The organism is Brevibacillus ginsengisoli, assembly GCF_050113715.1.
Taxonomy (GTDB): Bacteria; Bacillota; Bacilli; order Brevibacillales; family Brevibacillaceae; genus Brevibacillus_H; species Brevibacillus_H ginsengisoli.
The window spans coordinates 212,707-237,262 of record NZ_JBNJQR010000005.1 but is presented as its reverse complement, the minus strand read 5'-3'; the positions used below and the strand labels follow the sequence as shown (position 1 = coordinate 237,262).

At 48.3% G+C, this 24,556-nt stretch carries 18 protein-coding genes and 1 riboswitch; of the genes, 2 read left to right on the top strand and 16 right to left on the bottom strand.

All coding sequences use genetic code 11. From position 1 onward, the window contains the following. Position 1: 1 nt before the first annotated feature. The gene (locus tag ACQCN2_RS12485; RefSeq protein ID WP_426929246.1) at positions 2 to 3,649 is read right to left on the bottom strand and encodes an AAA family ATPase; all 3,648 of its coding nucleotides are present in this window, start codon (positions 3,647 to 3,649) and stop codon (positions 2 to 4) included. Continuing rightward, complete coding sequence (locus ACQCN2_RS12480) at positions 3,646 to 4,911, bottom strand: exonuclease SbcCD subunit D (RefSeq protein WP_426929245.1); 1,266 nt, start codon at positions 4,909 to 4,911, stop codon at positions 3,646 to 3,648. Before ACQCN2_RS12480 ends, ACQCN2_RS12485 begins: the two co-directional genes overlap by 4 nt. 176 nt (positions 4,912 to 5,087) lie before the next feature. Here ACQCN2_RS12480 and ACQCN2_RS12475 point away from each other — a divergent pair, with 176 nt between their 5' ends. Next, the gene (locus ACQCN2_RS12475) at positions 5,088 to 6,434 is read left to right on the top strand and encodes a nuclear transport factor 2 family protein (RefSeq protein WP_426929244.1); all 1,347 of its coding nucleotides are present in this window, start codon (positions 5,088 to 5,090) and stop codon (positions 6,432 to 6,434) included. Between the two features lie 112 nt (positions 6,435 to 6,546). Here ACQCN2_RS12475 and ACQCN2_RS12470 read toward each other — a convergent pair whose 3' ends face one another. The 13 genes from ACQCN2_RS12470 to ACQCN2_RS12410 form a co-directional block, all read right to left on the bottom strand. Then, positions 6,547 to 7,578, bottom strand: coding sequence for a cytochrome-c peroxidase (locus tag ACQCN2_RS12470; RefSeq protein ID WP_426929243.1), 1,032 nt, complete (start codon positions 7,576 to 7,578; stop codon positions 6,547 to 6,549). 187 nt (positions 7,579 to 7,765) lie between these two features. Next, positions 7,766 to 8,665, bottom strand: a complete 900-nt coding sequence (locus ACQCN2_RS12465; protein ID WP_426929242.1) for a COX15/CtaA family protein — start codon at positions 8,663 to 8,665, stop codon at positions 7,766 to 7,768. A gap of 309 nt (positions 8,666 to 8,974) precedes the next feature. Continuing rightward, positions 8,975 to 9,694 carry a YebC/PmpR family DNA-binding transcriptional regulator gene (locus tag ACQCN2_RS12460; RefSeq protein WP_426929241.1) on the bottom strand — a complete coding sequence of 240 codons (720 nt, stop codon included), beginning with the start codon at positions 9,692 to 9,694 and terminating at the stop codon, positions 8,975 to 8,977. 120 nt (positions 9,695 to 9,814) lie between these two features. Beyond that, positions 9,815 to 11,704 carry an FtsX-like permease family protein gene (locus ACQCN2_RS12455; RefSeq protein WP_426929240.1) on the bottom strand — a complete coding sequence of 630 codons (1,890 nt, stop codon included), beginning with the start codon at positions 11,702 to 11,704 and terminating at the stop codon, positions 9,815 to 9,817. Then, entirely contained in the window at positions 11,679 to 12,449 is a 771-nt protein-coding gene (locus tag ACQCN2_RS12450; RefSeq protein WP_426929239.1) for an ABC transporter ATP-binding protein, read from the bottom strand. The genes ACQCN2_RS12455 and ACQCN2_RS12450 overlap by 26 nt, the downstream gene beginning before the upstream one ends. Before the next feature lie 93 nt (positions 12,450 to 12,542). Continuing rightward, a complete protein-coding gene (locus ACQCN2_RS12445; RefSeq protein ID WP_426929238.1) occupies positions 12,543 to 13,559 on the bottom strand; it encodes a sensor histidine kinase in 1,017 nt (338 codons plus the stop codon). Further along, a complete protein-coding gene (locus ACQCN2_RS12440; RefSeq protein ID WP_426929237.1) occupies positions 13,540 to 14,253 on the bottom strand; it encodes a response regulator transcription factor in 714 nt (237 codons plus the stop codon). The genes ACQCN2_RS12445 and ACQCN2_RS12440 overlap by 20 nt, the downstream gene beginning before the upstream one ends. Positions 14,254 to 14,826: 573 nt before the next feature. Further along, positions 14,827 to 15,456: a hypothetical protein gene (locus tag ACQCN2_RS12435; RefSeq protein ID WP_426929236.1), complete on the bottom strand. Its 630-nt coding sequence runs from the start codon at positions 15,454 to 15,456 to the stop codon at positions 14,827 to 14,829. Positions 15,457 to 15,499: 43 nt separating this feature from the next. After that, entirely contained in the window at positions 15,500 to 16,438 is a 939-nt protein-coding gene (cyoE, locus tag ACQCN2_RS12430; RefSeq protein WP_426929235.1) for a heme o synthase, read from the bottom strand. 52 nt (positions 16,439 to 16,490) lie between these two features. Then, positions 16,491 to 18,143, bottom strand: a complete 1,653-nt coding sequence (gene ctaD, locus ACQCN2_RS12425; RefSeq protein WP_426929234.1) for a cytochrome c oxidase subunit I — start codon at positions 18,141 to 18,143, stop codon at positions 16,491 to 16,493. 13 nt (positions 18,144 to 18,156) lie between these two features. Next, entirely contained in the window at positions 18,157 to 19,095 is a 939-nt protein-coding gene (coxB, locus tag ACQCN2_RS12420) for a cytochrome c oxidase subunit II (protein ID WP_426929233.1), read from the bottom strand. Positions 19,096 to 19,650: 555 nt separating this feature from the next. Beyond that, positions 19,651 to 21,324 (bottom strand): acyl-CoA dehydrogenase family protein, encoded by a 1,674-nt coding sequence (locus ACQCN2_RS12415; RefSeq protein WP_426929232.1) that lies wholly within the window; start codon positions 21,322 to 21,324, stop codon positions 19,651 to 19,653. Next, the gene (locus ACQCN2_RS12410) at positions 21,321 to 21,722 is read right to left on the bottom strand and encodes a MerR family transcriptional regulator (RefSeq protein WP_426929231.1); all 402 of its coding nucleotides are present in this window, start codon (positions 21,720 to 21,722) and stop codon (positions 21,321 to 21,323) included. Before ACQCN2_RS12410 ends, ACQCN2_RS12415 begins: the two co-directional genes overlap by 4 nt. Positions 21,723 to 21,852: 130 nt before the next feature. Continuing rightward, a riboswitch (purine riboswitch) is annotated at positions 21,853 to 21,954 on the top strand. A 95-nt stretch (positions 21,955 to 22,049) separates the two neighbouring features. On the opposite strand from ACQCN2_RS12410, the gene ade reads away from it, so the two are divergent. Beyond that, positions 22,050 to 23,792 (top strand): adenine deaminase, encoded by a 1,743-nt coding sequence (gene ade, locus ACQCN2_RS12405; protein ID WP_426929230.1) that lies wholly within the window; start codon positions 22,050 to 22,052, stop codon positions 23,790 to 23,792. Between the two features lie 69 nt (positions 23,793 to 23,861). Here the strand turns inward: ade and ACQCN2_RS12400 are convergent, their stop codons facing one another. Continuing rightward, positions 23,862 to 24,536 carry a GNAT family N-acetyltransferase gene (locus ACQCN2_RS12400; protein ID WP_426929229.1) on the bottom strand — a complete coding sequence of 225 codons (675 nt, stop codon included), beginning with the start codon at positions 24,534 to 24,536 and terminating at the stop codon, positions 23,862 to 23,864. Between the last annotated feature and the right edge of the window lie 20 nt (positions 24,537 to 24,556).

The window sequence follows — 24,556 nt, the reverse complement described above, 5'->3', positions numbered from 1 at the left end:
ATTACTCGATTTCTAACTCAATCATACTGCCGCGTCCCATTGGTTCTGCTGGAGTGATGACCAGCCTGCGCGGCATGCGTTCTTTAATTTCGGGTACGTGACTGATTAATCCGATCGCAAAATCATCCATGCGCAATCGCTCCAACGCATCCAGCACCACTTCCAACAGATCAGGGTCAAGCGTCCCAAAACCCTCATCAAGGAAGAAGAATTCCAGACGGCTTCCGCGCATCTGAATCTCCACCGATAAAGCCAGCGCAAGGGCCAGTGAAGTCAGGAACGTCTCACCCCCTGAGAGCGTGCTGACACTGCGTCTATGCCCTCCTGCCGCTTCGTCTCGCAGAATGAATTCGCCTTCTGCGCCAATTTCCAACGCATACCGGTTTTTGGTCATCCGAGCGAGATGGTAGGAGGCGTCACGAGCGATTGACGTCATTTTTTCTTCGGCAATAAACTGGACGAACGCCTTGGCTTCAAACAGCTTGCGCAAATCATCCAATCGGCTCTGTTCCTTCATGATTTCTTCATATCGCTGATGCACTTCCAGCCAGCGTTGATGATTGGCCTGTTTCACCGCTACTTGTTGGGTGGCAAGGACGACCTGTTCTTTGATCGTAGTCCACGCGGCCTCCATCTCCTGCCAGCTCGATATAAGCGCTTGCCATTCTGCCGGATCGATGGTTCTGCCTTCCAACTTCTCCATCAGCCGCTGATGATCGTACTGAAGCTGAGTCAGCATGGTTTGATGCGCTTGCACTTGCTGCTTGAATTCCGCTAGCTGTTCTCGTTCCTGATAGATCAGCTCCGCCTGTTGAACGTCAGGCATGCCTGTCTGAAGCAAGGCCTGTTGCACTGCCAGCACCGCTTCATTCAACTGACGCTCAATCTGTAAGGCCGACTCTTCCAGCTTAAGCAGATCCTCATGAAGCCGCTGTTTGATTTCCATCGCTTCGGACTTGGCTTTCTCCTTGGTCTCAAGCGACGTTCGGTAGGTATCCAGCTTCTGCTCAAGCTCGAGCAAGCGTGTAGCCGCCGCAACTCCTCCGGTGCGCTCTTTCCACTGCTGCTTCTTCTCTTCGTGTACCGTTTGTTTCTCCAGCAATTGTTTATTCATTAACGTAAGCATACTGACCAGCTCGGTCTGCTTCACCTTGGCTTGTTGAAATTGACTCTGTGTCTTCGTGATTTGTTCCGTCAGCTGTTGGTGCGATTGCTGGTGTTGGGCGAGTGACGTTTCCCGTTTCTCAAGCAATTCACAAAGCTCCTCAATCTGCTCTACCAAAACGTCCCCACGAACCTGGTGAAGCTGAATCCCTGCCTCCTGGGCGAGTGTTCCTGCTTGAACCAATCGTTCTTCAACCGCTGTTACTTGCTGTTGAAGCTGATCCTGAACGGCTGCTTGTCTATCGTAATCCGCTTTGTTCGTAAGCTCCTGTTCACGATTCGCGACCAGCGCTTGCTGCAGCTCTTCTGTCCGCCGTTTATGTGCTTCCTTGTGTGCTGTTTTCTCTTTCCATTCCTGATCCACCTGTTGGTAACGGGCAAGAAGCTGATCAATTCCCTGTACCACCCAGATCTCACCTAGTTGCTGCAATTGCTCCTGAATACCTGTATCACGCACTTTAAGCACTTGCTTCTCTTCCTGCAGGCTCTCTTCCCGCTGGCGAAGCCCAGCCTCTTGTACGCGTAAGGATTGCATCTGTTCTTTGCTCGCATCCAGTTCCTTTTCCACGTCGGACAGCGCTCGCTCCACAAGCTCGATCTGTTGCTTCAGCTCATCTTCCCCTTGGGCAAACTGCTCGAGTTGATGGTCCTTCTGGCTGATCGGATGATCACAGGAACCGCATACTGGACATGCTTCTCCCTGTACGAGAGAATGGCGAAGAGACGACGCCATATTGGCTGTATGCCAGTCACGCATTCTCTGCTCTACCTCTTGCTTCTGTGCGAGCTTTTCTTGACGAAGTTTTTCCTGATCGGCGGTTTGTTGGGTAATCTGTTGGATGGCCTGTTCACATACACTCCATTGCTTCAGCCACTCTTCTTGTTTCTTTTTCAAGGCATTGTCTGCCTGATCTAGTTCACGCCACTCTTTGCCAATCGCTTTAACCTGTGTCAAGCTGTCACGCAAGGTCTCCAGCTCTTGATCAGTTGCGGAGGGCTGGGATTGTAGCTCTTCCCACACTTGCTCCAGTTGTTTGCGTTTCTCAATCGTTTCCACCCAAGCCTGTTGAAACTGCTGCAGTTGTTGGGCGCTCATCTTCAATTGTTTGGACAATCGATCTGAATCCTGAAGCTGTTCCTTGTGATGCTTGGTTTCTCGGAGCCAGGTTTTCTTCGTTTCCAGCATGGCTTGCGCTTGTTTGCGCTCCTCAGGGGTAACGATCAGTTGACGTAATTGCGCTTCAATCTGTGAGAGCTCCTGTCCCCACTTCTCGAGCTGCTTGTGATCCGTCTCCAACTGAACCGCCAACTGTGTCTCCAGCGTTTGCTTTTCTTGTATCTCTTGTTGAAGTGCTCCGATGGCTTGCTTCCCGACTGAGAGTTCCTTCTCCCACTCTTGAGCTTGAGCCAGTCGTGATTTTTGCTCGATGATCAAAGGTTCTTCGCTCCGCAAAAGACGAAGTGCCTCCTGATACGCTAATTCTTGCGCCTCATACCGAGAAGTTGCTTCTTCTCTTTGGACGCGGATTTGTTGCAAGTTTTGGTTGGTTTGCGCTTGCTCCGTTTCCAGCTTTCGCATCTTCTCAATCAACGGCCACAGCTGGATACTTGCTTCGATCTCCTGAATCCGTTTATGTACCTCCTGGATTCTGGCTTCCTCCTGCTGAAGTGCTTGCAATCGCTCATTCACCTTATTTAGTTCTTCTTGCAGGACGCGAAGTTGTTCCATCTCCTGCTTGCGTTCCTGAAGCTGTTCAAACTGACTTCGCAACGCATGCTCCTGTTGCTGTACGGCTTCCAGCTCGCTTGTCGCCGCTAGCAATGCTTCCGGACCCGCTTCGCCCAGCTTGGCGAGCTCCAGCTCCAACTGATGAAGCTCCGTCTTGTTGCTGTCGGCTAACGCCCGAATCCGGTCACCCAGCTTCTCGCCGTATTCATGCAGGTGAAAAATCCGCTGCAGCATCTCATTGCGCTCACTGCCTTTCAGCGTAAGAAACTTGGAGAACTGCCCCTGCGGCAAAACGACGGCGCGCGTGAAATCGTGGATGGTCAAGCCAATCAGCTTCTCCACTGCCTGTGTCGCCATGGTCGCTTTGGACTCCATGACGAAATCTTCTTCATCGTCTGAATGGGCACGCTGAATCAGGCGAACTTCCGGCTGGCGCTTGTTTCCCTTTTTATCGAGTCCAAATTCCCGTTCGATTGTGTATCGTCTGCATGCCTCTCCCTTACCCAATTCAAAGGTAAAAGATACAAACAGCCGATCCTCCAATTGGTTTAGTACCTGCTGCGGATGGGAGGTGCCTCCCATGCGGACAACCTGACCATATAACGCGAGCGTAATCGCATCGAGAATCGTTGATTTACCGCTTCCCGTCGGACCAAAAATTCCAAACAGCCCGGCTTGAGTGAGGGTTTCGAAATCAATGACCTGTTTTTCCCGATAGCTGTTCAATCCGGACAGGATCAGTTGTATGGGCTTCATTCGACGTCCTCTCCTTCCGCTTGCTCGGTTGCCTGTGTCATCAATCTGGCAAACAGCGCAACAACCTGCTCATCGGGCTGTACGCCACGCTTGCGTTCATAAAACCTGCGAAACAACTGCTCCGGGCTCATCTCATTGAGCTTTGGTTCGAGGCCTTCTGATTCCTCTTGTGTTTCTTTGGCGACCAGTACACGCTGTATTTTCACGAAATCATCACTTAGTTTACGGAGACGCTGAAACTCGGCTGGATCAATCACATCAGAGACGTGAATCTCCAGGTCAATCCAGCTTCCCTTATCCCGCTCCTCGCTTAACCATTGCTCCACTTGGGCGATTCCCTGTGTCGCTTTCCATTTGGCGAGGGGGCGTCCGCTGGTCAGATAAACGATTTCTTCCTGAATCGTCGTTCCCGCATCTCCCGGTGTAATCTCCACGATCACAACGGCTTTGCTCTGACCCGCTTCCGAAAAGCTGTAGGCGAGCGGTGACCCGCTGTAACGAATCAACGGCGCATCCCCTAGCTTTTGCAGACGGTGAAGATGACCTAAGGCTACATAATCAGCATTCTTAGGAAACGCAGAGGTCGATACCGTATGAGTACCCCCAATCTGAATCGGACGCTCCGATTCCGTCTCAGCCCCGCCCATGACGAATAAATGGCTGGCGACCAGGTTAACCGTATCCTCACGAAATTTACCAGAAAGCTCGTCCAGCAAAGTCGCAATCCGCTCCGAAAAAGCCAGCTGCATCTGCTCTGGCGTAAAAGTCTCGCTAATCAACTCTTTTAATCTCGCCTCTGACGGATAAGGCAGCGCTAGAATCACAGCATGGTGATTGACTCCCGGAATAGCGATCTCCAGCCAGGAGGCGCCTGCGTCCAGTATCTGTACCCGCTCATCCGTATCTTGCGGCTCACTTGTGAAAGCTGTCTCTTTGGGCAACCCTAACAGAACAATCCCGTGTCTTCTAGCCAAAGGAGCCGCCGCCCGAATCCGCTCCGGGTGATCATGGTTTCCGGCGATTACGACAACACCGCGCTTGCCCCCGGCACATAATCTCTCCAGCGCTTCATAGAAGAGCTCCTCTGCCCACGCTGGCGGATTCACCGAATCGTAAATGTCACCCGCAATCAACACCAGGTCAATGGAGCGTTCTTCGACAATCTGGCAAAGTTCTCGCACGAAAGCCTCCTGTTCCGCGCGTCGGTCCCGTCCTTCCAGCAATCTGCCAAAATGCCAGTCGGCTGTATGAAGAATACGCATAAATCCACCTCTATCGATCATTTGTTTGCTTCTTTCTATTCTACCAAAAGACAGAGCGCAACGCTGTGGTTTCGATTTGTAACTTTTATACATGGTCTTCGTCTATATCAAAGAAACGCTTTCAATACGAGAAAACAACAGGTTCAATGACTCCCCTATAGAAGGAGACCCTGCTTATGAAAAAATGGTTGTTCAACATCCCCCTGATCCTACTAACAATCGGGATACCAACAGGCCTAGCAGCCCCTCAAGTCCTACCGCATGACGCCAAGCCACCTACACCATCTGTCATTTCCAAAGCCAATGTACAAAAATGGATTGAAACGCAAGGCAAAGAAAAGAACTATTACTTCCCCGGATTAAACTATCAATTGCTCAATCTGGATGAGGACCCAGACATGGAGATCGTCGCCACCATCGATGGAGCGGTTCATTTGGGAAACTTTTTTGTACTGGATAAACAGGCCGGAAGCTACAAACTGATTGCCGAGAGGAATTGGAAGGTAGAAAAACTTTCCGCTCAACCGCTTATCGAACCAAACGGCAAGAAGATTTACGAGACGGTGGAACGAACAGGAGGAACAGGACTGGACGTGGAGATTGCCCATCTGTGGTATGTGGACAAGGGAGGTTTTCACGAGGCGTGGGAGTGGACAACAAAGGAGCGAGCTGTTATTCCTTCAAGTGGTAACATACAATTAACCGTGGGAAGCTACCAAATCGTCCAAGACCCTACTTTACAACTCTATGCTTGGACGTCCTCTCATCTGCTGAACGGAGACGCTTATGCACCCGTAGCTCATACTCCAAATGACTACATGCGGATTTTCAACTTTAACGGAGAACGATTTGTCCCTTCACAGGAGGAGCCTTATGCTACTCTACTTGATTTCATGAATGCGAGAATTCATCATTCGACAGAGGAACTGACTCGGACGACTACTCCCGCTTTGAGAGAGAAGCTCTATCCCCTTCAAGGACTATCCAATCCACATCTGCTTCAATTTATCTTAGAAAAAGAGCAGCAAACAGGACAAGACTGGACCTATCAGGTACTTCTGATGGCTGGTAATAACGGTCAAACGACACAAATGACTCGCGAGGAAATCACGATCTCCGAACAAGGCAACCATTGGCTGGTGAAACAGGTAGATCAGTCTGCTCCACTTTTCGCAGGAACGCCGACCATCGAAGGGAGTGACCCAGAGAGCTTGCAGCAGGTCAACGCTTTCCTTGACGCTCAAGTGAGACGTGATACCCAGAAAATGAAAGCTTTTTTCGCTGAAAGCATGAATTCCAGACTTACGGAGCCTGATTTTCTCCAATCCCTAACCGGCCTCTCTAACCCGCATCTCGTCACCTACGATATCATCAAAGCCGAAACCAAAGACGATCGTATTTCCTACACAATCCACCTTAACATGGCCTTGACCGATCAGGGAGTTGCCGGCTATTTTAGCGAAGTCCTTGTACTGAAAAAACTGGCGGGAACCTACAAAATCGTAGATCTGCTACGTGATTAAAAAACTGGATAACTCTATAAAAGGTAAAACATAAAAGCAAAATCCGATACTCTCGTCGAAGAATATCGGATTTGATTCTGTATAGATAAGGGTTTACTGTTCGTCTAATGAACTAAGGTTTAGTCGAAGCAGCGTCCAGCTTAACTGGCGGTCCACTAAGTGTCTTAAGAAAAGCAACCAACGCCTTCTTCTCGTCCTCGTTTAAATGAAGCGGCTTGATGTCAGGGGAGGTATTGTCGTCTTTTTGCTCCCCTTTGTTGTAGAACTCGACGACCTCCTCCAGTGTTTTCAGGCTGCCATCATGCATATAAGGCGCTGTGTACACGAGGTTGCGCAAGGGGCTTGTACGAAAACTTCCCCAATCCTCCGCACGCTGTGTAATCATATAACGACCGGAATCCCCATTGTTCATCCCGATATTCTCTGGCGCTTCATCTGTAAACATCGCACCGGAGTGGCAGGTCATACAGTTGGCCTTGCCTGCGAACAGCTCCATCCCGTGCTTCTCCTGCGCAGACAACGCCTGATTATCCCCCGCCATATACTGATCGTATCGCGTATGCGGTTGGGTGATGGTTCGCTCAAATGACGCCAGTGCTTTGGCGATGGTCTCCTTGGAGACGTCCTGTTGAAAAGCCTTCTTGAATTTGCCCCGATACTCGGGTACTTGTTTTAATTCTTTCACCAGCTCATCGAGATTCTGGTTCATCTCAACAGGATTCTGGATGGGAACCAGCGCTTGCTCTTCCAGACCTGTGACTCTGCCGTCCATAAACAGATGCTTCAAATAAGCCGTATCGATAATGGTTGGCGTATTGCGGGTGCCTACCCCTACTCCAACCGCTACTTCCTTCTGATCCGCAAATCCTAGATCAGGATTATGACACGTCATGCAGCTTATCTTATTGTTGCCAGACAATCTGGGGTCTGCAAATAATTCTTGCCCTAGCTGGATTTTGTCTTGGGTCATCGGGTTATCAACTGGTACTGGAACTTCGCCTAACGATTTATACTTGGCGCGAAGCTGATCATCCTGGCTAATCGCTCCCGCTTCGGTTACCGTAAACCAATTGCCTCCAAGACCGATGCAAGCCGCCACAAACAATACAGCGCTGATCATTGCCTTTTTTCCGCGTGTCTTCATAATGTACATGAACCTCCAAAATAAACAGTCGCTCCTGTCTATTTAAGACTGTGGAAAAGGGAAAGACAACGGAATTTACAGAATCTTTACACGAGCTCAAATAAACTTTAAGAATAACGAAAAAGGCCGCATCCACAAGTAACGGATACAGCCTCTTGGTTCATGAATGTTTATTCATCCAAACGATTTACTTCTCTGGCTTCTTCAAGGTTTGCCAACAAATATAGCACAGGGTACCGAACAAGCAGGTAACCACGGCTGAATGCAAAATCGTGGAATACAGATTGATTTGAGTCCAAATCAAGATGGCACCGCTCAACCCTTGCATCAAAACCAGTACGAACGCCAGAATACTTGCTGTATAAATATCTCGTCTGGTCTCTTTATAATGACGAATGGCGTACGTCATCATTCCCAGAATGAGCAAGGTCAGCACAAAAGCTCCGGCGCGGTGGGCGAAGTGATTGGCTACTTGACCGGTTAAATCCGGAATCAGCTTGCCTTGACAGAGTGGAAAATCGGGACAGGCAAGATACGACTTGGTGTGACGTACATAAGCCCCGAGATAAACTACGCCATAGGCAAACACTGCTGTCAGCCAGGCAAAATTACGGAATCCTCGAGAAACTTCTGTTTGCACAAGCCTTTTGGATCTCGACCGTTGTAAAACAAATATACTGAGTAACAAAACACCTGTGAAAGCTAAGAGCGAAAAACCAAAATGCAAGGCTAACGCGGAATCGGATTGCGGCCAAATTACCGCTGACGCTCCCATAATAGACTCGACGATGATAAAGCCTGTTCCAAACATCGCAAGTGAGCGTACTTCTTTATTCCCACGATAATGGCGCCATGCCAGCACAGAAAAAGCAATGACGACCATACCCGCTAAACCGGTGATGATACGATGCATATACTCAATGATTGACGTAAGTGTATATTCTGGAACCCATTTACCATTACATAACGGCCAGTCATTACCGCATCCCATCCCGGAATTGGTATTCGTAACCAAAGAGCCTGCGATCATTACCATAAACATGATGACGGTGGCAGCAATTGCTAACCATTTTATAAACTTGTCCACTGATGACGCCCCTCCTTCATACCTTCCCTATTCTACTGTATTCTTTTTTGAATTGCTATAAGGGAAGAAAAGACTTCGTCCCTATGCGCTCTGTTTAAGCTCGCTCTGATGCTCCTACTGTCCGCTCCGGTCACTGCGCTGGGTTTCGCTTAAAATGAGACTTCAGTGACGAAGTCTTTTCTTCTGCGGGCTTGCGCAGATGGAAGGAATGAAGAATTCCTTTACCTGATGTAAAGCAATTCTTCATTCCGAGAGTATATAAAAAAAGCAGACCCCGTCTTCCACAAGGTCTGCTCTCCTAATTCTATTTTATTCACCCAAATCAACGTTATGGTACACCTGTTGAACATCATCCAAATCTTCCAACGCATCAATCAGCTTTTCGAACTGCGCTTGCGCGTCTTCTGGAATAGAGATTTCGTTTTGCGCCAGCATGGTGATTTCTGCAACGGTGAATTCGGTGATTCCTACGTTTTTGAACGCTTCTTGTACGGCATGGAATTGATCGGATTCGGCGTAAACGATTACCGCATCATCTTCTTCGAGAATGTCGCGTACATCTACGTCAGCTTCCATCAGGAGTTCGAGTACTTCTTCCGCATTTTTGCCTTCAACCCCGATAACGGCTGTCTCATCGAACATATAAGCAACAGATCCGCTTACACCCATGTTTCCGCCGTTTTTGTTAAAAGCTGCACGAACTTCAGGTGCTGTACGGTTTACGTTATTGGTCAAGGCATCAACGATAATCATGGAACCGTTTGGACCGAAGCCTTCGTAGCGAAGCTCGCTATAGGTTTCCTCGGAACCGCCTTTTGCCTTTTCAATCGCCCGGTCAATGATTGCTCTTGGCACGCTGTAGGTTTTGGCGCGTTCAAGAACGACTTTCAATGCGCGATTCGATTCTGGATCCGGTTCGCCTTGCTTGGCTGCTACATAAATCTCTTTTCCAAACTTGGCATAGATACGGCTCGTGCTGGCATCTTTTGACGCTTTCTTTTCCTTGATATTGTTCCACTTGCGTCCCATCTATTCCACTCTCTTTCAACTGTCAATATTAGTTATTTTCGTTCACTCACAATAGTATATTATACCTCAATTGCAGTTTTAAAAAAAGAGAGGGCGTATAGGGTTACCATGAATTCCCGCTTAGCGAATCACTTGTTTCAAATGGTGCAAATATCGATTGCGAATCAGCCAGAAATAGACGACCTGCACGACCAAAAAGCAGGCCAACACCGCTGCGGTTGGTTTCACCACCGAGCTTACGCCGATCAGCTTCAACATATTCTGTAAAGAAACAAAAGCGACACTGCTGTGGATCACCGCAATAATGATCGGGATAAAGAAGAGCAGAGCAACCTGCGTAGTCACAATTCGCTTCAGCTCTTTTTCGGTCAAGCCAATTCTAGTAATCGCGCTGTATTGCCGTTTATCCGAATCAAGATCCATGTACAAACGGAAGTAAAGAAAGCTACCAGCCGCCACGAAAAATAAGACTCCCACAAAAAATCCAACAAACAACATCGTATTGGCCAACTGTTTCTGAGGCAGATAATTCTCTACTCGAGCGAAAAATTGATAAGGCGTCTCATTCGTCCAGCTTAACTCTTTACGCAGTTCATCGACCATCGGCATAGATTTTTCCCAGTCATTCGCTACGTATCCATACCAGTTACGTTCGCCGTTCGTCGAGATCTGTTCGTACACCTGATCCGGGACAATCACAAGCTGGCCTCCCGCCATATCCGTTCGGATCAAGCTTTCTTGCAAGGTTTGAACAATTCCTAGCTTGATGCCGCTTTCCTTAAAAGATATCTCCTTGGGACCATCTTTGGAGGCGCCTAGCTGGATCAAGATCGCCTCTCCCTGATTCACTGTCATTTCACTCCATCCGACCACCTTTACCAAACGGTTGTAGTCGCTTTGCTTCACCAAGGCTAGCGGTTTGCCTGTAGCCGAACTGGTTTGATAACGTAGCGTCACGGTATTGGTAGTAAATTTCGGATCAAGAGCATGTATCTTGTTCTCTATTATGGTTCGTTGAGCATTCAACTGATCGAAGTCTTTGGGAGCCGAATACGTAAAAGTATATGGAAACAGTTTGATTGCCGATTCCTTAAATGAGTTCGCATAAGAAACAAGCGAACCAATCGCACAGAAAGCTACCGTCGATATAATACAGACGAAAAAGAACATCCGAGCGTTATCCTTCATCCGGTAGGCCAGATCAGACATGATGACCAGATTGGTCTTGCGCCAGTAGAAACGGCGGTTCTTTTTCAGCTTATGAATGGTATAGACGCTTAGTTGAGTGAACAAAAAGTACGTTCCAACAATAACAATCGCGGTTACAGGTATTAACAGCAACGGAACGAACGCACCTTCAGCAAAAAGGGCCAGGCCATAGCCTAACAACAAAAGTCCAGCGGCCAGAAGTGAGAGTCCTTTCGATGCTTTTGGCTCGGTTTTGGGCTTCTGGCTTCCTTGAAGCAGATCAAGTGGCTTGCTTTTTTTCAGGAAAAGTAGCGTAAATAGCGTAATCACGATAAACAGCAGAAGAAAAGCACCCACTGTCAAGCCAATCGCCTTCCATGGCATATAAAAAGGAAGAGATTCTGCTTCAAGCAAGAATCCCGCTGCCATAAAGAATAGCTTGGCGAGCACCATGCCGAGACCGATTCCATAAATGATCGCAAATAGGCCAATCAGCATATTCTCCCAGAAGATCAGCATATTACGTTGCCAGCTTGACATCCCGTGTACAACCAGAATCCCAAACTCCTTCTCCCGCTTCTTCAGAAAGGCGCTGACCGAATAGAAAAGAAAAAGAAACGCAAACAGGTAGATCACATACTGGGCAACCCCCATCCCGATAGCTGCCGACCAATGAATCTTCCCGTTTACTATTCCGGGATGAAAAATAAACATCGCGTACATGAAAAAGATCATGACACAAAAGACACTGCTTAGAAAAAAAGCGGCATACATTCGTTTATTGCGAGTGACATTGTTAAACGCGAATTGACGAAAGGTCATGGACACTACCTCCCATCAGTGAAAGTGTATCGATAATCTTTTGGAAAAAGGCTTGTCGGCTCTCCCCGCGATACAGTTCATTGTGAAGCTGACCATCCTTGATAAACAACACACGGTGGCAGTAGCTGGCAGCGAAGGGATCATGCGTCACCATCATCATCGTGGTTTGATCGTTACGGTTGATTGCTTCCATTGTCTCCATCACGTTACGTGAAGCTTTGGAGTCCAGATTACCAGTCGGTTCATCCGCTAAAAGCAGCGACGGAGAATGAATAATCGCCCGAGCGATTGCCGCCCGTTGACGCTGACCACCCGACACCTCGTAGGTGCGCTTCGGCAAAATCTCGACAATATCAAGCTTACGCGCCACTTCCTGCAGCTTTGCATCCATCTCTTGGACGCTTCTGCCGTCAAGCGTAAGCGGCAGGACAATATTTTCTCCGATGGTCAGCGTGTCCAACAGATTAAAGTCTTGAAAAACAAAACCTAATTGACTCCGGCGAAACAATGCCAGCTCCCGCTTCTTCAACTGCAAAGGATTGGTTCCATTCAACAGAATCTCGCCAGAAGTCGGGGTATCAATAGTGGAGATGATGTTCAGAAGGGTCGTCTTCCCGCTCCCCGAAGGGCCCATCACGCCAACAAATTCGCTTTTTTGAATGGTAAAATCAATATCGGTCAGTGCGCGATACGTAACACTGCCTCCGTAAATTTTGCTCAGTCGCTTCACTTGAAGCATTTCCATAGTGGTAGTCTCCTTTCTCACAGCAGGTTGAACTCTATAAGTCTCTTAAGACAGTTACCACTATACCGAAGCACCACTATAGTTCCTATCGAATTAGCTTTCGGTTTCCTTACAAGATTGTAAGGTAGATACCACCGCGGAAAATATCAGCCGGATACTTGTCCCCTCACCCACCTGCGATTCCAGCTCAACGGCATGTCCCAGTCGCTTGCAAATCTCTTGCACCAGATAGAGACCCATGCCCGTCGACTCGGGGTATTTGCGACCGTTTTCCCCGGTAAAATAGGGTTGGAACACGCGATGTAGATCCTCCTTGGGGATGCCGATTCCGTAATCTCGCACCTCCAGAACCGCTTGCTGTCCGCGATGCGACAAGCGAATGCTGACTTTGCGGCTGACTCCCGCAGAATAACGAACCGCATTGGTGATTAGTTGATTCAACACAAACGAGAGCCATTTTTCGTCTGACTCTACTCTCCAGTCGCTATCTGCGATAACTTCCGGATATACCTGATTACGGATCAAAAGCCGCTTGTTCTCCGTCAGCACGTTCTGCACCAGTTTCTTAAGGGGTACGAGCTCAATCACGAAGTCATGCTCAAATCGATCCAAGCGGGCGATATAGAGCACCGTTTCCAACCCACGCTTCAACCGATCCACTTCTTCGCGCACACTCGTGGAAACCTGTGAATCTTCTTCCTGTAACAGCAGGTGGATGACAGAAATCGGGGTCTTCATCTGATGGACCCATTGCTGGATAAACGTGTTGTATTCCCGCTGCTTGTTTTCATAGAGATGAAGTTGTTCTTTATATAAGCGATATTGCTGGGCATTCATTTCTGCCACTGCTTGCGCAATCGGACTGTCGCCCATCTCTTGCGTCAAATCGTCCAACGCCTTCACTGGTTGGCTAAGCCGCTGGTACACCCTGCGATTGCTCCAATATCGGAACACCAAGAAGATCCCGGTAAAGAACAGCGTTAAAAAAATGGCGTACAGAATATTGCCCGTTTCATGCAATCCGCCCAACAAAAAAATCAACAAGATCAAGACTAGTTGGAAGATGAACAAGAGAGCGAAGGGAATCTGATCACGGAGAAACAGTTTCATTATCGTTCCTCCATGTCACTTTTAACCGGTATCCTTCTCCACGCACGGTTTCGACTGCCCCTTGCAAGGAAAGATCCTTCAGCTTGTTTCGTACGCGCGTCACATACACGTTCAGCGTATTTTCATCGACGAATTGTTCGTCCCACAGCTTTTCGAGCATTCTCTCCCGACTTGCCACACGGGGGTATTGGCTCATCAGAAGGTCTAGGAGAAGCGCTTCTTTTTTGCTCAGCTCCACTTTTTTCTGCTCTATACAAAGTTCCAAACGTTCAGGAAATAAGATCAATCCTTCTACCTCAATCGTCCGTTCCTTCTCTTGATTGGCGTACATCCCATAGGCGCGTCGAAGCTGACTGCGAATCTTGGCCAGCACCACATCGTAGTCAAATGGTTTGGTTATATAATCATCGGCTCCGTTCTCCAATGCCATGACCTGATCCATCTTGCTCTCTCGCGCCGAGATAAACAGAATCGGGCAGGTTGAGATCGATCGGATTTGCCTGCACCAATAAAAGCCGTCATACTTGGGCAGGTTCACGTCAAGTAGAACCAGCTCGGGTCTCTCTGACATAAACAGCTCTAAAACACGGTCAAATTGGGCCACCACAACAGTTCTGTACCCGTATTTCTCCAACTGCGACTGCAGCAGTTGCGTAATTTTGGGGTCGTCTTCCACTAGCATGATTGAGGACATAAATATTTCCGCCACCTTTTGAATTTTTCCATTTGTATCATACCAAAGAAAACGAGGTTGAACCAAAAATACCCACATGCGAGTACGACGTAACATCAAAGTGAGAAAAGACTTCGTCCCTCTATGCTCTGTTTAAGCTCGCGGGTAGCATTGGCTGTCCGCTCCGTTCACTACGGAAGGGAGTCGACAAGAAAATCACTTAGCTTCTCACTGACGTAAAGAATGCCGACTCTTTTCCTTCCTTCGTTCTCTGCGCTAGGTATCGCTTAAAATGAGCGTCGAGCGGACGAAGTCTTTTCTTGATGGGCTTACGCGAATGGAAGGAATGATTAATTACTTTAACTCTGTAAAGCAATTAATCATTCCGATATTACAAAAAAACATCCCCTGCGGAACAAGGGATGTTTGCTTAACGAAATCGATATGCTATCCATCTATCAGTTTATTTCCGAGTAGAAAGCGACGCGGAGTAATAGAATATCCCGCACAACAATCCAGTAAACAAGAACAGGCCAATCGCGAACAAGATGAGACCCATCTTACCTGCCTCCTTTTTCGATTTGCGGTCTAGAGTTATTTCACCAGACCCAAGAACTTCACTCCGCACCATTCAGTGAATTGTTCAACAGACATCACGTTGGTCAAGAGCAGGATGCCAAGTCCCAGCATCAGCGTGAATAGCCAGACACTCATGGAAGCTGGAATAAAGCGTTTCAGCGCTTGTTCGTTACGGCGCAGTTGGAAGGCCACCGCGACGACAAACAGGATCACCGAGATTAACAACATAATCGCCTGACAGACATAGACCGTCACATACGCTGTCCAGGCGGCAGGTCCTAGCGCTGCCATTTCTTTGATCAAGAGGCACTCCTGAACGAAAGAAGCTGCAAACAACATCAGCGATACGAACAAACCAGCGGCGAACATTCCATCCTTGCGATTGCGAAACGCATTTCCGGTGAAAATTGCCATGACTGCCCCGATCAGAAGCGTCAATGTGCTCTGATACGGAAGATCGGTTTGATACTTCAAAGCAAATACTTCAGGAGACCAGCCTCGCAGGTACACGTTGGACGAAACGAAAGTCGCAATCAGAAACAACGCACTAATTAAACCGAGCCACACGCCAAGCTGAGCGTTATCTTTCATCCCTGCCCCCGGTTTGTATTCCGGTGGGAAAGCATGGTTATTGTGATTCGCCATAGAAATCCTCCTCTGCCTGCCCGGGCAAGCCCGAGTCAAAGCATTATGAAATCGTACTGATCAAAATCGCAGCGCACATCGCCAACAAGTAAACCAAGGAATAACCGAACATCTTCTTCGCCCAAACTATATCATCCTTGGCAAAAATCCCTTTAAACGCCATGACCAGATAAATTCCGCCCAAAAGCGTAGCGGCCGCAAGATACACATAGCCAACCGTACCGAACGCAAACAGCAAGATCGATGCTGGCACAAGAGCTGCCGTATAGCGAATGATTTGGCGCTTGGTTTCTGCAAAGCCTTTGACCGCAGGCAGCATCATCACTTCACCGTTACGGTAATCCTCCACCTTCATCATGGCTAACGCCAGGAAGTGCGGGAATTGCCACAAAAAGATGATTGTAAATAGTATCAACGCGGTCGGATCAATCGAGCCTGTTACCGCAGCCCAACCAATCACTGGAGGGACCGCACCCGAAACGCCACCAACTACGGTATTCAACGTCGTCACTCGTTTCAGCGGAGTATACAGAAGGACGTAGAAGATGTGACCGATCAGGCTGATGACTGCCGCCAATACATTGACACATACGCCAAGAACGACTAGACCCGCTAACAGCAAGGCAATCCCGATCCCCATCGCGTGACGAGGATGTATCCGTCCGGTAGCAACCGCGCGATTCTTGGTGCGCTTCATTTTTAAATCAAGCTCGCGGTCGTAGTAATTGTTCAATGCGGCACCCGATGCGATCACAAATGCCGTACCGATCAAGGTAAGAACAGTTACCTTGAGATTGAGCGACCCCGATGAGGCCAACCACAAGCCAGTAAAAGTCGTCAACAGGTTCGAGATCGTAATTCCCGGCTTGGTTAGATACAAGTAATCGCTCCATGTAGCCGGTTTTACTTGCTCCAACTGAACGGTAGAATCCGCTTCAAGAAATGAGCGGTTATTCTCCTTCAATACTGCTTGTTGTTCCATTGGTTAGAACCCCCTTCTGGCTTGTCAGCCGGCCTCGGGTTGGTAGCTTGCCTTAATTCACTCCAACACCTGGGCCACTTACCGTTTCTCCGTATTTCGACCGTTTATCACGTGGTGATCCGAAGTTGTAAGGCGTTCCAGTCACAACAGGCATCTCCAGGAAGTTATGCTCTGGCGGCGGAGAAGAAACCGTCCATTCCAGTGTTTGCGCTTCCCAAGGGTTGTCCGCCGCTTTGGCGCCTTTACCTAATGAATATGCAATGTTGACGAAGAAAATCACTGTACCGATGGACAAAGTGAACGCTCCAACTGTCGCCAACTGATTGACCGTCGTTTGTTCCGGGATGTAGTCAAATACGCGGCGCGGCATACCCGCAATCCCTGCGAACAGCATCGGCGTGAATGTCAGCATCGTGCCGATGAAATACAGCCAGAACGACCATTTGCCCATCGCCTCGTTGTACATGCGCCCCGTCGTTTTCGGGAACCAGTAATAGGTCGCCGCCATAGCAGCCATCACCGTTCCGCCAAATACAACGAAGTGGAAGTGTCCGACGACGAAATAGGTATCGTGCAAATTCAGGTCAATTGGCACAGCCGCCAGGAACACCCCGGTCAAACCGCCAATCGTGAACAGGCCAACGAAGCCCAACGAAGCGAACAGCATCGGTGTCGTGAACTTGATCGAGCCGCGCCACAAGGTTGCCAACCAGGCAAAAACTTTAATCGCCGTTGGAACAGCAATCACCATGGACGTCACCATGAACGGAATCCCCGTGTTAATCTGCATGCCAGATGTAAACATATGGTGAGCCCACACGAGGAAGCCCAACAAACCAATCGCAATCGAAGAATAGGCAATCGCGTGATACCCGAAGATCGGTTTGCGCGCGAATACCGGGATGATCTCGGAAACAAGCCCCATCGCCGGGATAACCATGACGTAAACTGCCGGATGGGAATAGAACCAGAACAAGTGCTGATACAGCATGACGTCTCCACCGGCGGCAGAGTTATAGAAAATCGTGCCCAGATGGCGATCCGTCAACAAGGTCGTAACCGCGCCAGCCAAAGCCGGGGTACCAAACAGCTGAATGAAGGAAGTCACCAAAGACGCCCAAACAAACAACGGCATGCGGTTGAACGTCATCCCCGGCGCGCGCATGTTGAAAATCGTCACGATAAAGTTAATCGCCGCAAGTATAGAAGAAAGACCGAGGATATGTACGCTCGATACCCATAAATCAAGTCCTAACCCCTTGGTTTCAATACTGTATGGCGGATAAGCCGTCCACCCTACATCCGGCATCTGTCCAATGAAGAAGGAACTGATCAACACCATTCCGCCCAAAAGATAGAGCCAGTAGCTTAACGCATTCATCCTCGGGAAGGCCATATCGTGCGCGCCAATCATAATCGGTACGAGATAGTTGCCGAATGCCCCAGTCAAAAACGGAATGATAAACAAGAAAATCATGATCGTTCCGTGCATGGTAAACATCTGGTTAAAGGTATCCGGCGTGAGGATCGTAGGCCCAGGGAAAAAGAGCTCTGTCCGAATCGCCAAGGCTGCCAAACCACCCAAAATAAAGAATAGCAAGGATGTAACCGCATACATAATTCCGATCTTTTTATGATCGACGGTGAGTAACCAATCCTGTAAAAAAGAACGTTTCTTATTCGCTGCACCAGCCAATTGTGACACCCCTTTCTCCGTTTTATTTTAGTGTCTTGATATAGTCGACAAGCGCTGTCGCATCTTCTTCGGACATCGAACTGAACGGCTGCATGATATTGCTGAACCCTTCTACTACATGATCGCCCGGATTATAAATCGAGTTCTTGATATAGGCTTCATCTGCTTTGGCTGTTGAGCCGTCCGTGAATTTTCTTTCGGAGCCATAAAGGCCCTTCCAAGTAGGCCCAGCACCTTGTCCACCGTCAATAGAATGACAATTCAGACAACCGTTTTGTTGAGCAATGGCTTTGCCGTCTTTGGCTCCACCGGCCGTACCTGCTGGCTCTTTTCCGCCAGATTTCAACCAAGCGTCGAAGGCTTCAGGCTTCATAACCGTAATGTTATTTACCATCATGGCGTGAGCCGTGCCACAATATTCGTTGCAGATGACGCGGAGTTTTTTCGCGTCTCCTTTTTCCACTTTGACGGTGAAGGAGGTTTCTCGTCCCGGAACAGCGTCTTGTTTCAAACGGAACTCAGGAATCCAGAAGCTGTGAATGACGTCTTTGGAAGTGATCTTAAACATGACGTCTTTGCCTTCGGGAAGACGCAGATCGTTGGTTTTCTTGAAGCCGCCCGGATACCCGTACTCCCAAGACCACTTCTGAGCGTGAACGTTAATTACCACCACGTCTGACGGTGTTTTTTGAATCGCGAAGGTCATCTGGGTACTGTAAACACCAAGAAAAACCAGAATTAATGCCGGTATCGCTGTCCAGATGATTTCTAAACGATGATTTCCATGTAAGTTCACCCCATCCTTGGCAGCCCACTTCCGACGATAGCGAACAAGAAATACAGCGAGCAAGAACTCTACCAAAATAAAGAAAAAAATCGTAATGCCCAGAATGACATAAAAGAGATTGTCCATATTTTCGGCAGCTTTGGTAAGAGCCTCAGGAAGCCAAAAAGTTTGCATACGCTTCACCTCCGTGATAACAACGTGAATTCATTAACTATGTAACGAGATTTAATGCTAGATTTTGATGCAAAGTTCGGACGCAGGGTTCCCCCTGAATCACCTCCTCCGAAGATTCTCTAATCTGATAAATATCATTTTTTACTATAAATAAGTTATTTACACATAGATAACCTAAATCTATCAAAAAATGTCAAAAAAAGCACGCCTAAAATTGGAAAAAAGTTCGGCCAAACCATGAGAAAAGACTTCGTCCCTCTATGCTCTGTTTAAGCTCGCATGTAGCATTTTGCTGTCCGCTCCGTTCACTACGGAAGGGAGTCGACAAGAAAATCACTTCGTTTCTCAGTCTGATGTAAAGAATGCCGACTCTTTTCCTTCCTACGTTCACTCCACTTTGTTTCGCTTAAAATGAGCGTCGAGCGGACGAAATCTTTTCTCCAGCGGGCTTACGCGAATGGAAGGAAAGTTTAAATACTTTATCACTGTAAAGCAGTTAAATTTTCCAAAATGACAAAAAACGAGACTAGCAGCTAGCCTCGCTTTGGTCTTCTTTTATATACCAACAATCTCATCATAATGTTTAACCGACAGCATCTCCCGGTCAAGATAACCTCGCTCCCACGTAAATTGCAGATACAAGCAGGCCACCAGCTCCTTCCGCTGATCTCCCCTGCTTGCATCGCGCAAAGCGATCAGGCTCGTATAGATATCACTCATCAAATGAGCGACCCGCTTGCTATGATAGGTTTGCATGTCTTCGGATTGTTCGGTGAGATAAGTCAGAAGTTCTACCAACTGATTCATTCCTTGATCAATTGGCTTGCGAAGCGGCTGAAGCTCTGGCTTCAAAGCTGCCAGCTCCTGCTGGACATGTTGAATATACACTCGATGAACCTGATATTTATTCAATAGCCGAAGCACTTCCAGACCGAGGATGTTCGCCGTTCCTTCCCAGACCGTCAGCACTTGAGCATCTCGAAGCAGGCGTGGCGTGACAAAATCCTCGATATACCCGTTGCCCCCATGCATTTCAATCGCCTGATGGCTGAATTCAATCGCCAGTTCCGCTGTGCGCATTTTCAATAAGGCAATCAATAAACGGTTCAGCGCCTGTTCCTCCTGACTTACCTGTGGCTGACCATTTCCGCCTTGGCGATGACTATTCATTACCCGCTCGAACAAAGGGATCATAGAGAAGACCGCACTGGTTTCTACCTCTTGTCTGGCACAGAGGTTCGCCAACGTTTCCTTGACCATCGGAAACTGGGTCAGCTTCTGGCCAAAAGCATCCCGCTTCCTCGCGTAATTCCTCGCTTCCAGGTAAGCTCGCCGCATAATTCCAACCGAAGCGATGGCGTTGCATACCCGTGAGAGATTCAAGGCTTCCATCATGTAATAGAAGCCTTTGCTGGCGTCCCCCACCAGATACGCTTCCGCTCCCTCGAATACGACCTCACCCGAAGGCACAGCGCGAACTCCCAGCTTATCCTTGAGACGACGGATGGTGAGATGGTTCAGTCTGCCGTCCGGCTGGCGCCACGGAACAAGAAACAGACTTAAGCCTTTGGTACCCGCTCCCGCTCCTTCGACCCGAGCCAAAACCATGGCAACTCCGCATGCTCCCGCATTACTGGCAAAATACTTCTCGCCATACAGCCGATACGCGTCACCATCAGGAATCGCCCGAACGTCATTGGCGCCAACATCTGATCCGCCTTGACGCTCAGTTAGGAAGGTGGCTCCTTCGTATAGCTCCTCTTTGCCAATGGAGGTGACATGAGGCAGGTACTTCTCTTTCAGCTCTGGAGAGGCATACGCGTCAATCAAGTAAGAGGTGGCCATTGTCAAGGTTACCGGACAGTAAAAGCCTGCCTCCGTCTGGGATAAGAGGTAGCCTTGCGCATAGGAGTAGATGTAATTTCCTTTGTGTCCAAGCTCAGGTATTTTTTGATAGAGATAGCCTACAATACCTGCTTGGTACGTCTCTTTGACGGTCTGTTTATAGCCTTCGTTCATCCAGACATGAGAGATATCGTTGCCCATCTGATCGTACTTGATCAGTCTCGGTTGCCCTTCCCGATCTGTGTGAATCGCGCGCTGATCAATCTCGGTCCCGCACAATTCTCCATAGCGATCTAATTCACGACTAGCCCACTCCAGCATCCGTGGCTCCAAATACTGTCGCAGAATAAAGAGCAGATTAGGATCTTCCCGAAACAGATTCATTGACTGTCTCCCCCATCTTCTTTAAGTTTGGCGAGTCGATTAGCAAACTCAGCAAGCATCTCTTCCATCTCACTGCGCAGCTCACTTAGCTCTTCAATCCGTTCATTCACCTCTCGCAGGCGTTTCTTGCCGTATTCAATGGTTTGCTCCAGTTGTTTACTGCCTGTTAAGTCAGCGTCGAACAACTCGATCATTTCTTTAATCTCATCCAGGGAGAACCCAAAGCGTTTTCCTCTTAGAATTAATCGAAGTCGCGCGCGGTCTTTTTTACTGAAGCTTCGCACCCCGCCTGCTGTTCGCGTTGGCTCCAGCAATCCAAGCTCCTCGTAATAGCGAATCGTTCGGGTACTGACATCAAATTCCTGAGCCAGATCCGATATGGAGAATTCCTGTTTCATGCAATCACCATTTTTACAGAATTTTCTATCATTTTAGTTTACGTTAACGTTAAAGTCAATTAAAAAACTGTATAAACATTCACATTGACACACCCTTCCACAATGAATAGAATATGTAACAATACTTTTCTCACAAACAAAAAAGCTTGCTCGTATAATCTTGGAGATATGGTCCATAAGTTTCTACCAAACTGCCGTAAATAGTTTGACTACGAGATGATTTTGGAGTCTTTCTTTGGTGTACCCAATGAACCTCCAATCTCCCATCTCCTTCGTCAAACTCTAGTGAAAGCTAGAGTTTTTATTTTTATAATAAAGGAGAATCCGATGAAATTGACACCCGATCAGTTGCGCAAACGAATTGCTGTGGCGAGTAAACAATCACCTGCCGATACCGTCATCCGAAATGGAAGAATCGTCGATGTATTTAATTTGGAGATTATTCAGGGGGATATTGCCATCGTGGATGGAGTCATTGTCGGAATCGGTGAGTATGACGGCAAAGAGATCATTGATGCCCAAAACCGTTACGTATGCCCCGCTTTTATCGATGGTCATGTGCATATTGAATCATCGATGGTGACCCCAAGCGAATTCGCCAAGGTCGTGCTCCCACACGGAGTAACTACGGTAATTGCTGACCCGCATGAGATCGGAAATGTATCGGGTACCCAAGGTCTTCAGTTCATGATTGAGGATTCGGAGGATATCCCGTTGGATGTTTATTTCATGTTGCCGTCCAGCGTGCCGGCGACACCTTTTGAGAATTCGGGAGCGGAGCTTCGAGCGGAGGATTTGGAGCCATTCTACCAGCATCCTCGGGTCATTGGGCTTGCCGAAGTGATGGACTATCCTTCTGTCAAAAATGCCGATCCAATCATGCTGGACAAGCTCTCCATGGCCCTAAGTCACAGCATCCAGATTGACGGTCACGCTGCCGGATTGGATACAGACGCCTTTAACGTATACATGTCTGCCGGAATCCGAACCGACCATGAATGCACCACTGTCGCTGATGCCAAGGAACGCTTGCGTCGCGGCATGTATCTCCTGATTCGTGAAGGATCGGTTGCCAAAGACTTGCATGCCCTGCTCCCTGTCGTCAATGAGCGAAATGCTCGTCGATGCCTGTTCTGTACGGACGACAAGCATTTGGATGATTTGATCGAGGAAGGCAGTATCGACCACAATATTCGTTTATCGATCAAGCAAGGGCTTGATCCGCTGTTGGCAATCCAGCTTGCTTCGTTAAATACGGCGGAATGCTACGGATTGCACCATAAAGGAGCGGTTGCTCCCAACTACGAAGCAGATCTGCTACTACTGGATGATTTGCAAAGTCTTCAAATCGCCGAGGTGTATAAATCCGGGGAACTGGTTGCGCGTAACGGCTCCTATGTAGGGAAAAATCTGGTGAAAGCTCAAGCGAAAGCCGAGATTACGGAGTCCGTCAATATCCCGCAAATCCGTGAAAAACACTTGCAGATTCCATTGGACGATGCCGCTTCCGCGCATGTCATCGGCATAATTCCTAACAGCCTGATTACGAAATTGCTGATAGAGAAACCAAACGTGGTAAATGGGTATTTCAGCCCGTCCCGTGAAAATGATCTGCAAAAGATCGCGGTGATTGAACGGCACAAGAACCGGGGACATATTGGCTTGGGCATTGTCCAAGGATTCAGCTTCAAGGATGGCGCCATCGCCACGACCGTGGCGCACGATTCCCATAACCTTGTCGTTACCGGAACCAACGATGCCGATATGATCCGCGCGATTCAGGCCATCCAAGAAATGAAGGGTGGTTTAGTGGTTGTGAAAAATGGAGAGGTGATCTCCTCCCTTCCGCTAAGAATCGCAGGGCTTCTCTCCGATCTGGATTATCAAACAGTGAATTTGTCGCTTCATGAGGTGAATTCCGCGTTGAAGGAAATTGGCTTTGATGGGCCGTTTAATCCGTTTTTGACCTTGTCCTTTTTGACCCTTCCGGTGATTCCCGCACTCAAATTGACAGACCTGGGACTCTTCGATGTGACCCGTTTCAAGCATATTGATATACAAGTCAAATAAAGACAAACGGCTGTACTCCCTTTCAAGGTGTACAGCCGTTTGCTTTTCTCCGTTATTCTGTATAATCGTTCATCCCTCCACTCGAAACGGATTCCTCCACTCCATCAGTCCCGCGTAATGACAGGATTCCTCGTCGTCCAAATAATTGGCGACAACACCCACAGGGGTCCGACCGCATCGAAGGAGGAAGGAAATCACCGGGTCCTTGCGTTCGCCGCGGATGACTTGAGCGAAGTATTCTTCCGCTGACATTTCCTGTTGAACCAGATGATACCCTGACATTCTTCCTCCGCCCAGCAAGCGATCCAGACCTTTGTGGACGACAAGCTCATACATCGACTGCATCATCCACTTCCCTAATCCAAGCTGGCGGTAGGAAGGACGGACGCTGATATCGGCAATATACAGCGTATTCCCATGGGGATTATGGTTCGTAATATAGCCGTTATCGGTCACTTCCACCCAGCTGTGATTGTCATGAGGTGAATCCAATTGCACCATCAGACCTGTCATTGAGGCAACCAGCTGCTGTTCAATCTCTACACATATTGCCCCTTCTGGAAACAACGTCACATGATTGTGAAGCTGTTTTTCATTCCACCAGAGCTCGGATGGATACGGAGGCGGAAAGCTTTCTCGCTGAATATCGATCATGCCTGCGAAATCTTTCTGTGTGTAATTGCGAATCACAGCTTCATGCAGCCGATCCGACTTATCGTACAAGTACAGCTGTTTGCGATACATAACGGGCTTCCCTCCGTTCG

Coding starts and splice junctions, on each gene's coding strand:
- ACQCN2_RS12455 (WP_426929240.1), bottom strand. CDS start 11,704: ATGACCTTTCGTCAATTCGCGTTTAACAATGTCACTCGCAATAAACGA.
- ACQCN2_RS12435 (WP_426929236.1), bottom strand. CDS start 15,456: ATGGCGAATCACAATAACCATGCTTTCCCACCGGAATACAAACCGGGG.
- ACQCN2_RS12410 (WP_426929231.1), bottom strand. CDS start 21,722: ATGAAACAGGAATTCTCCATATCGGATCTGGCTCAGGAATTTGATGTC.
- ACQCN2_RS12470 (WP_426929243.1), bottom strand. CDS start 7,578: ATGAAGACACGCGGAAAAAAGGCAATGATCAGCGCTGTATTGTTTGTG.
- ACQCN2_RS12460 (WP_426929241.1), bottom strand. CDS start 9,694: ATGGGACGCAAGTGGAACAATATCAAGGAAAAGAAAGCGTCAAAAGAT.
- ACQCN2_RS12415 (WP_426929232.1), bottom strand. CDS start 21,324: ATGAATCTGTTTCGGGAAGATCCTAATCTGCTCTTTATTCTGCGACAG.
- ACQCN2_RS12480 (WP_426929245.1), bottom strand. CDS start 4,911: ATGCGTATTCTTCATACAGCCGACTGGCATTTTGGCAGATTGCTGGAA.
- ACQCN2_RS12445 (WP_426929238.1), bottom strand. CDS start 13,559: ATGAAACTGTTTCTCCGTGATCAGATTCCCTTCGCTCTCTTGTTCATC.
- ACQCN2_RS12450 (WP_426929239.1), bottom strand. CDS start 12,449: ATGGAAATGCTTCAAGTGAAGCGACTGAGCAAAATTTACGGAGGCAGT.
- cyoE (WP_426929235.1), bottom strand. CDS start 16,438: ATGGAACAACAAGCAGTATTGAAGGAGAATAACCGCTCATTTCTTGAA.
- coxB (WP_426929233.1), bottom strand. CDS start 19,095: ATGCAAACTTTTTGGCTTCCTGAGGCTCTTACCAAAGCTGCCGAAAAT.
- ade (WP_426929230.1), top strand. CDS start 22,050: ATGAAATTGACACCCGATCAGTTGCGCAAACGAATTGCTGTGGCGAGT.
- ACQCN2_RS12400 (WP_426929229.1), bottom strand. CDS start 24,536: ATGTATCGCAAACAGCTGTACTTGTACGATAAGTCGGATCGGCTGCAT.
- ACQCN2_RS12485 (WP_426929246.1), bottom strand. CDS start 3,649: ATGAAGCCCATACAACTGATCCTGTCCGGATTGAACAGCTATCGGGAA.
- ACQCN2_RS12440 (WP_426929237.1), bottom strand. CDS start 14,253: ATGTCCTCAATCATGCTAGTGGAAGACGACCCCAAAATTACGCAACTG.
- ACQCN2_RS12475 (WP_426929244.1), top strand. CDS start 5,088: ATGAAAAAATGGTTGTTCAACATCCCCCTGATCCTACTAACAATCGGG.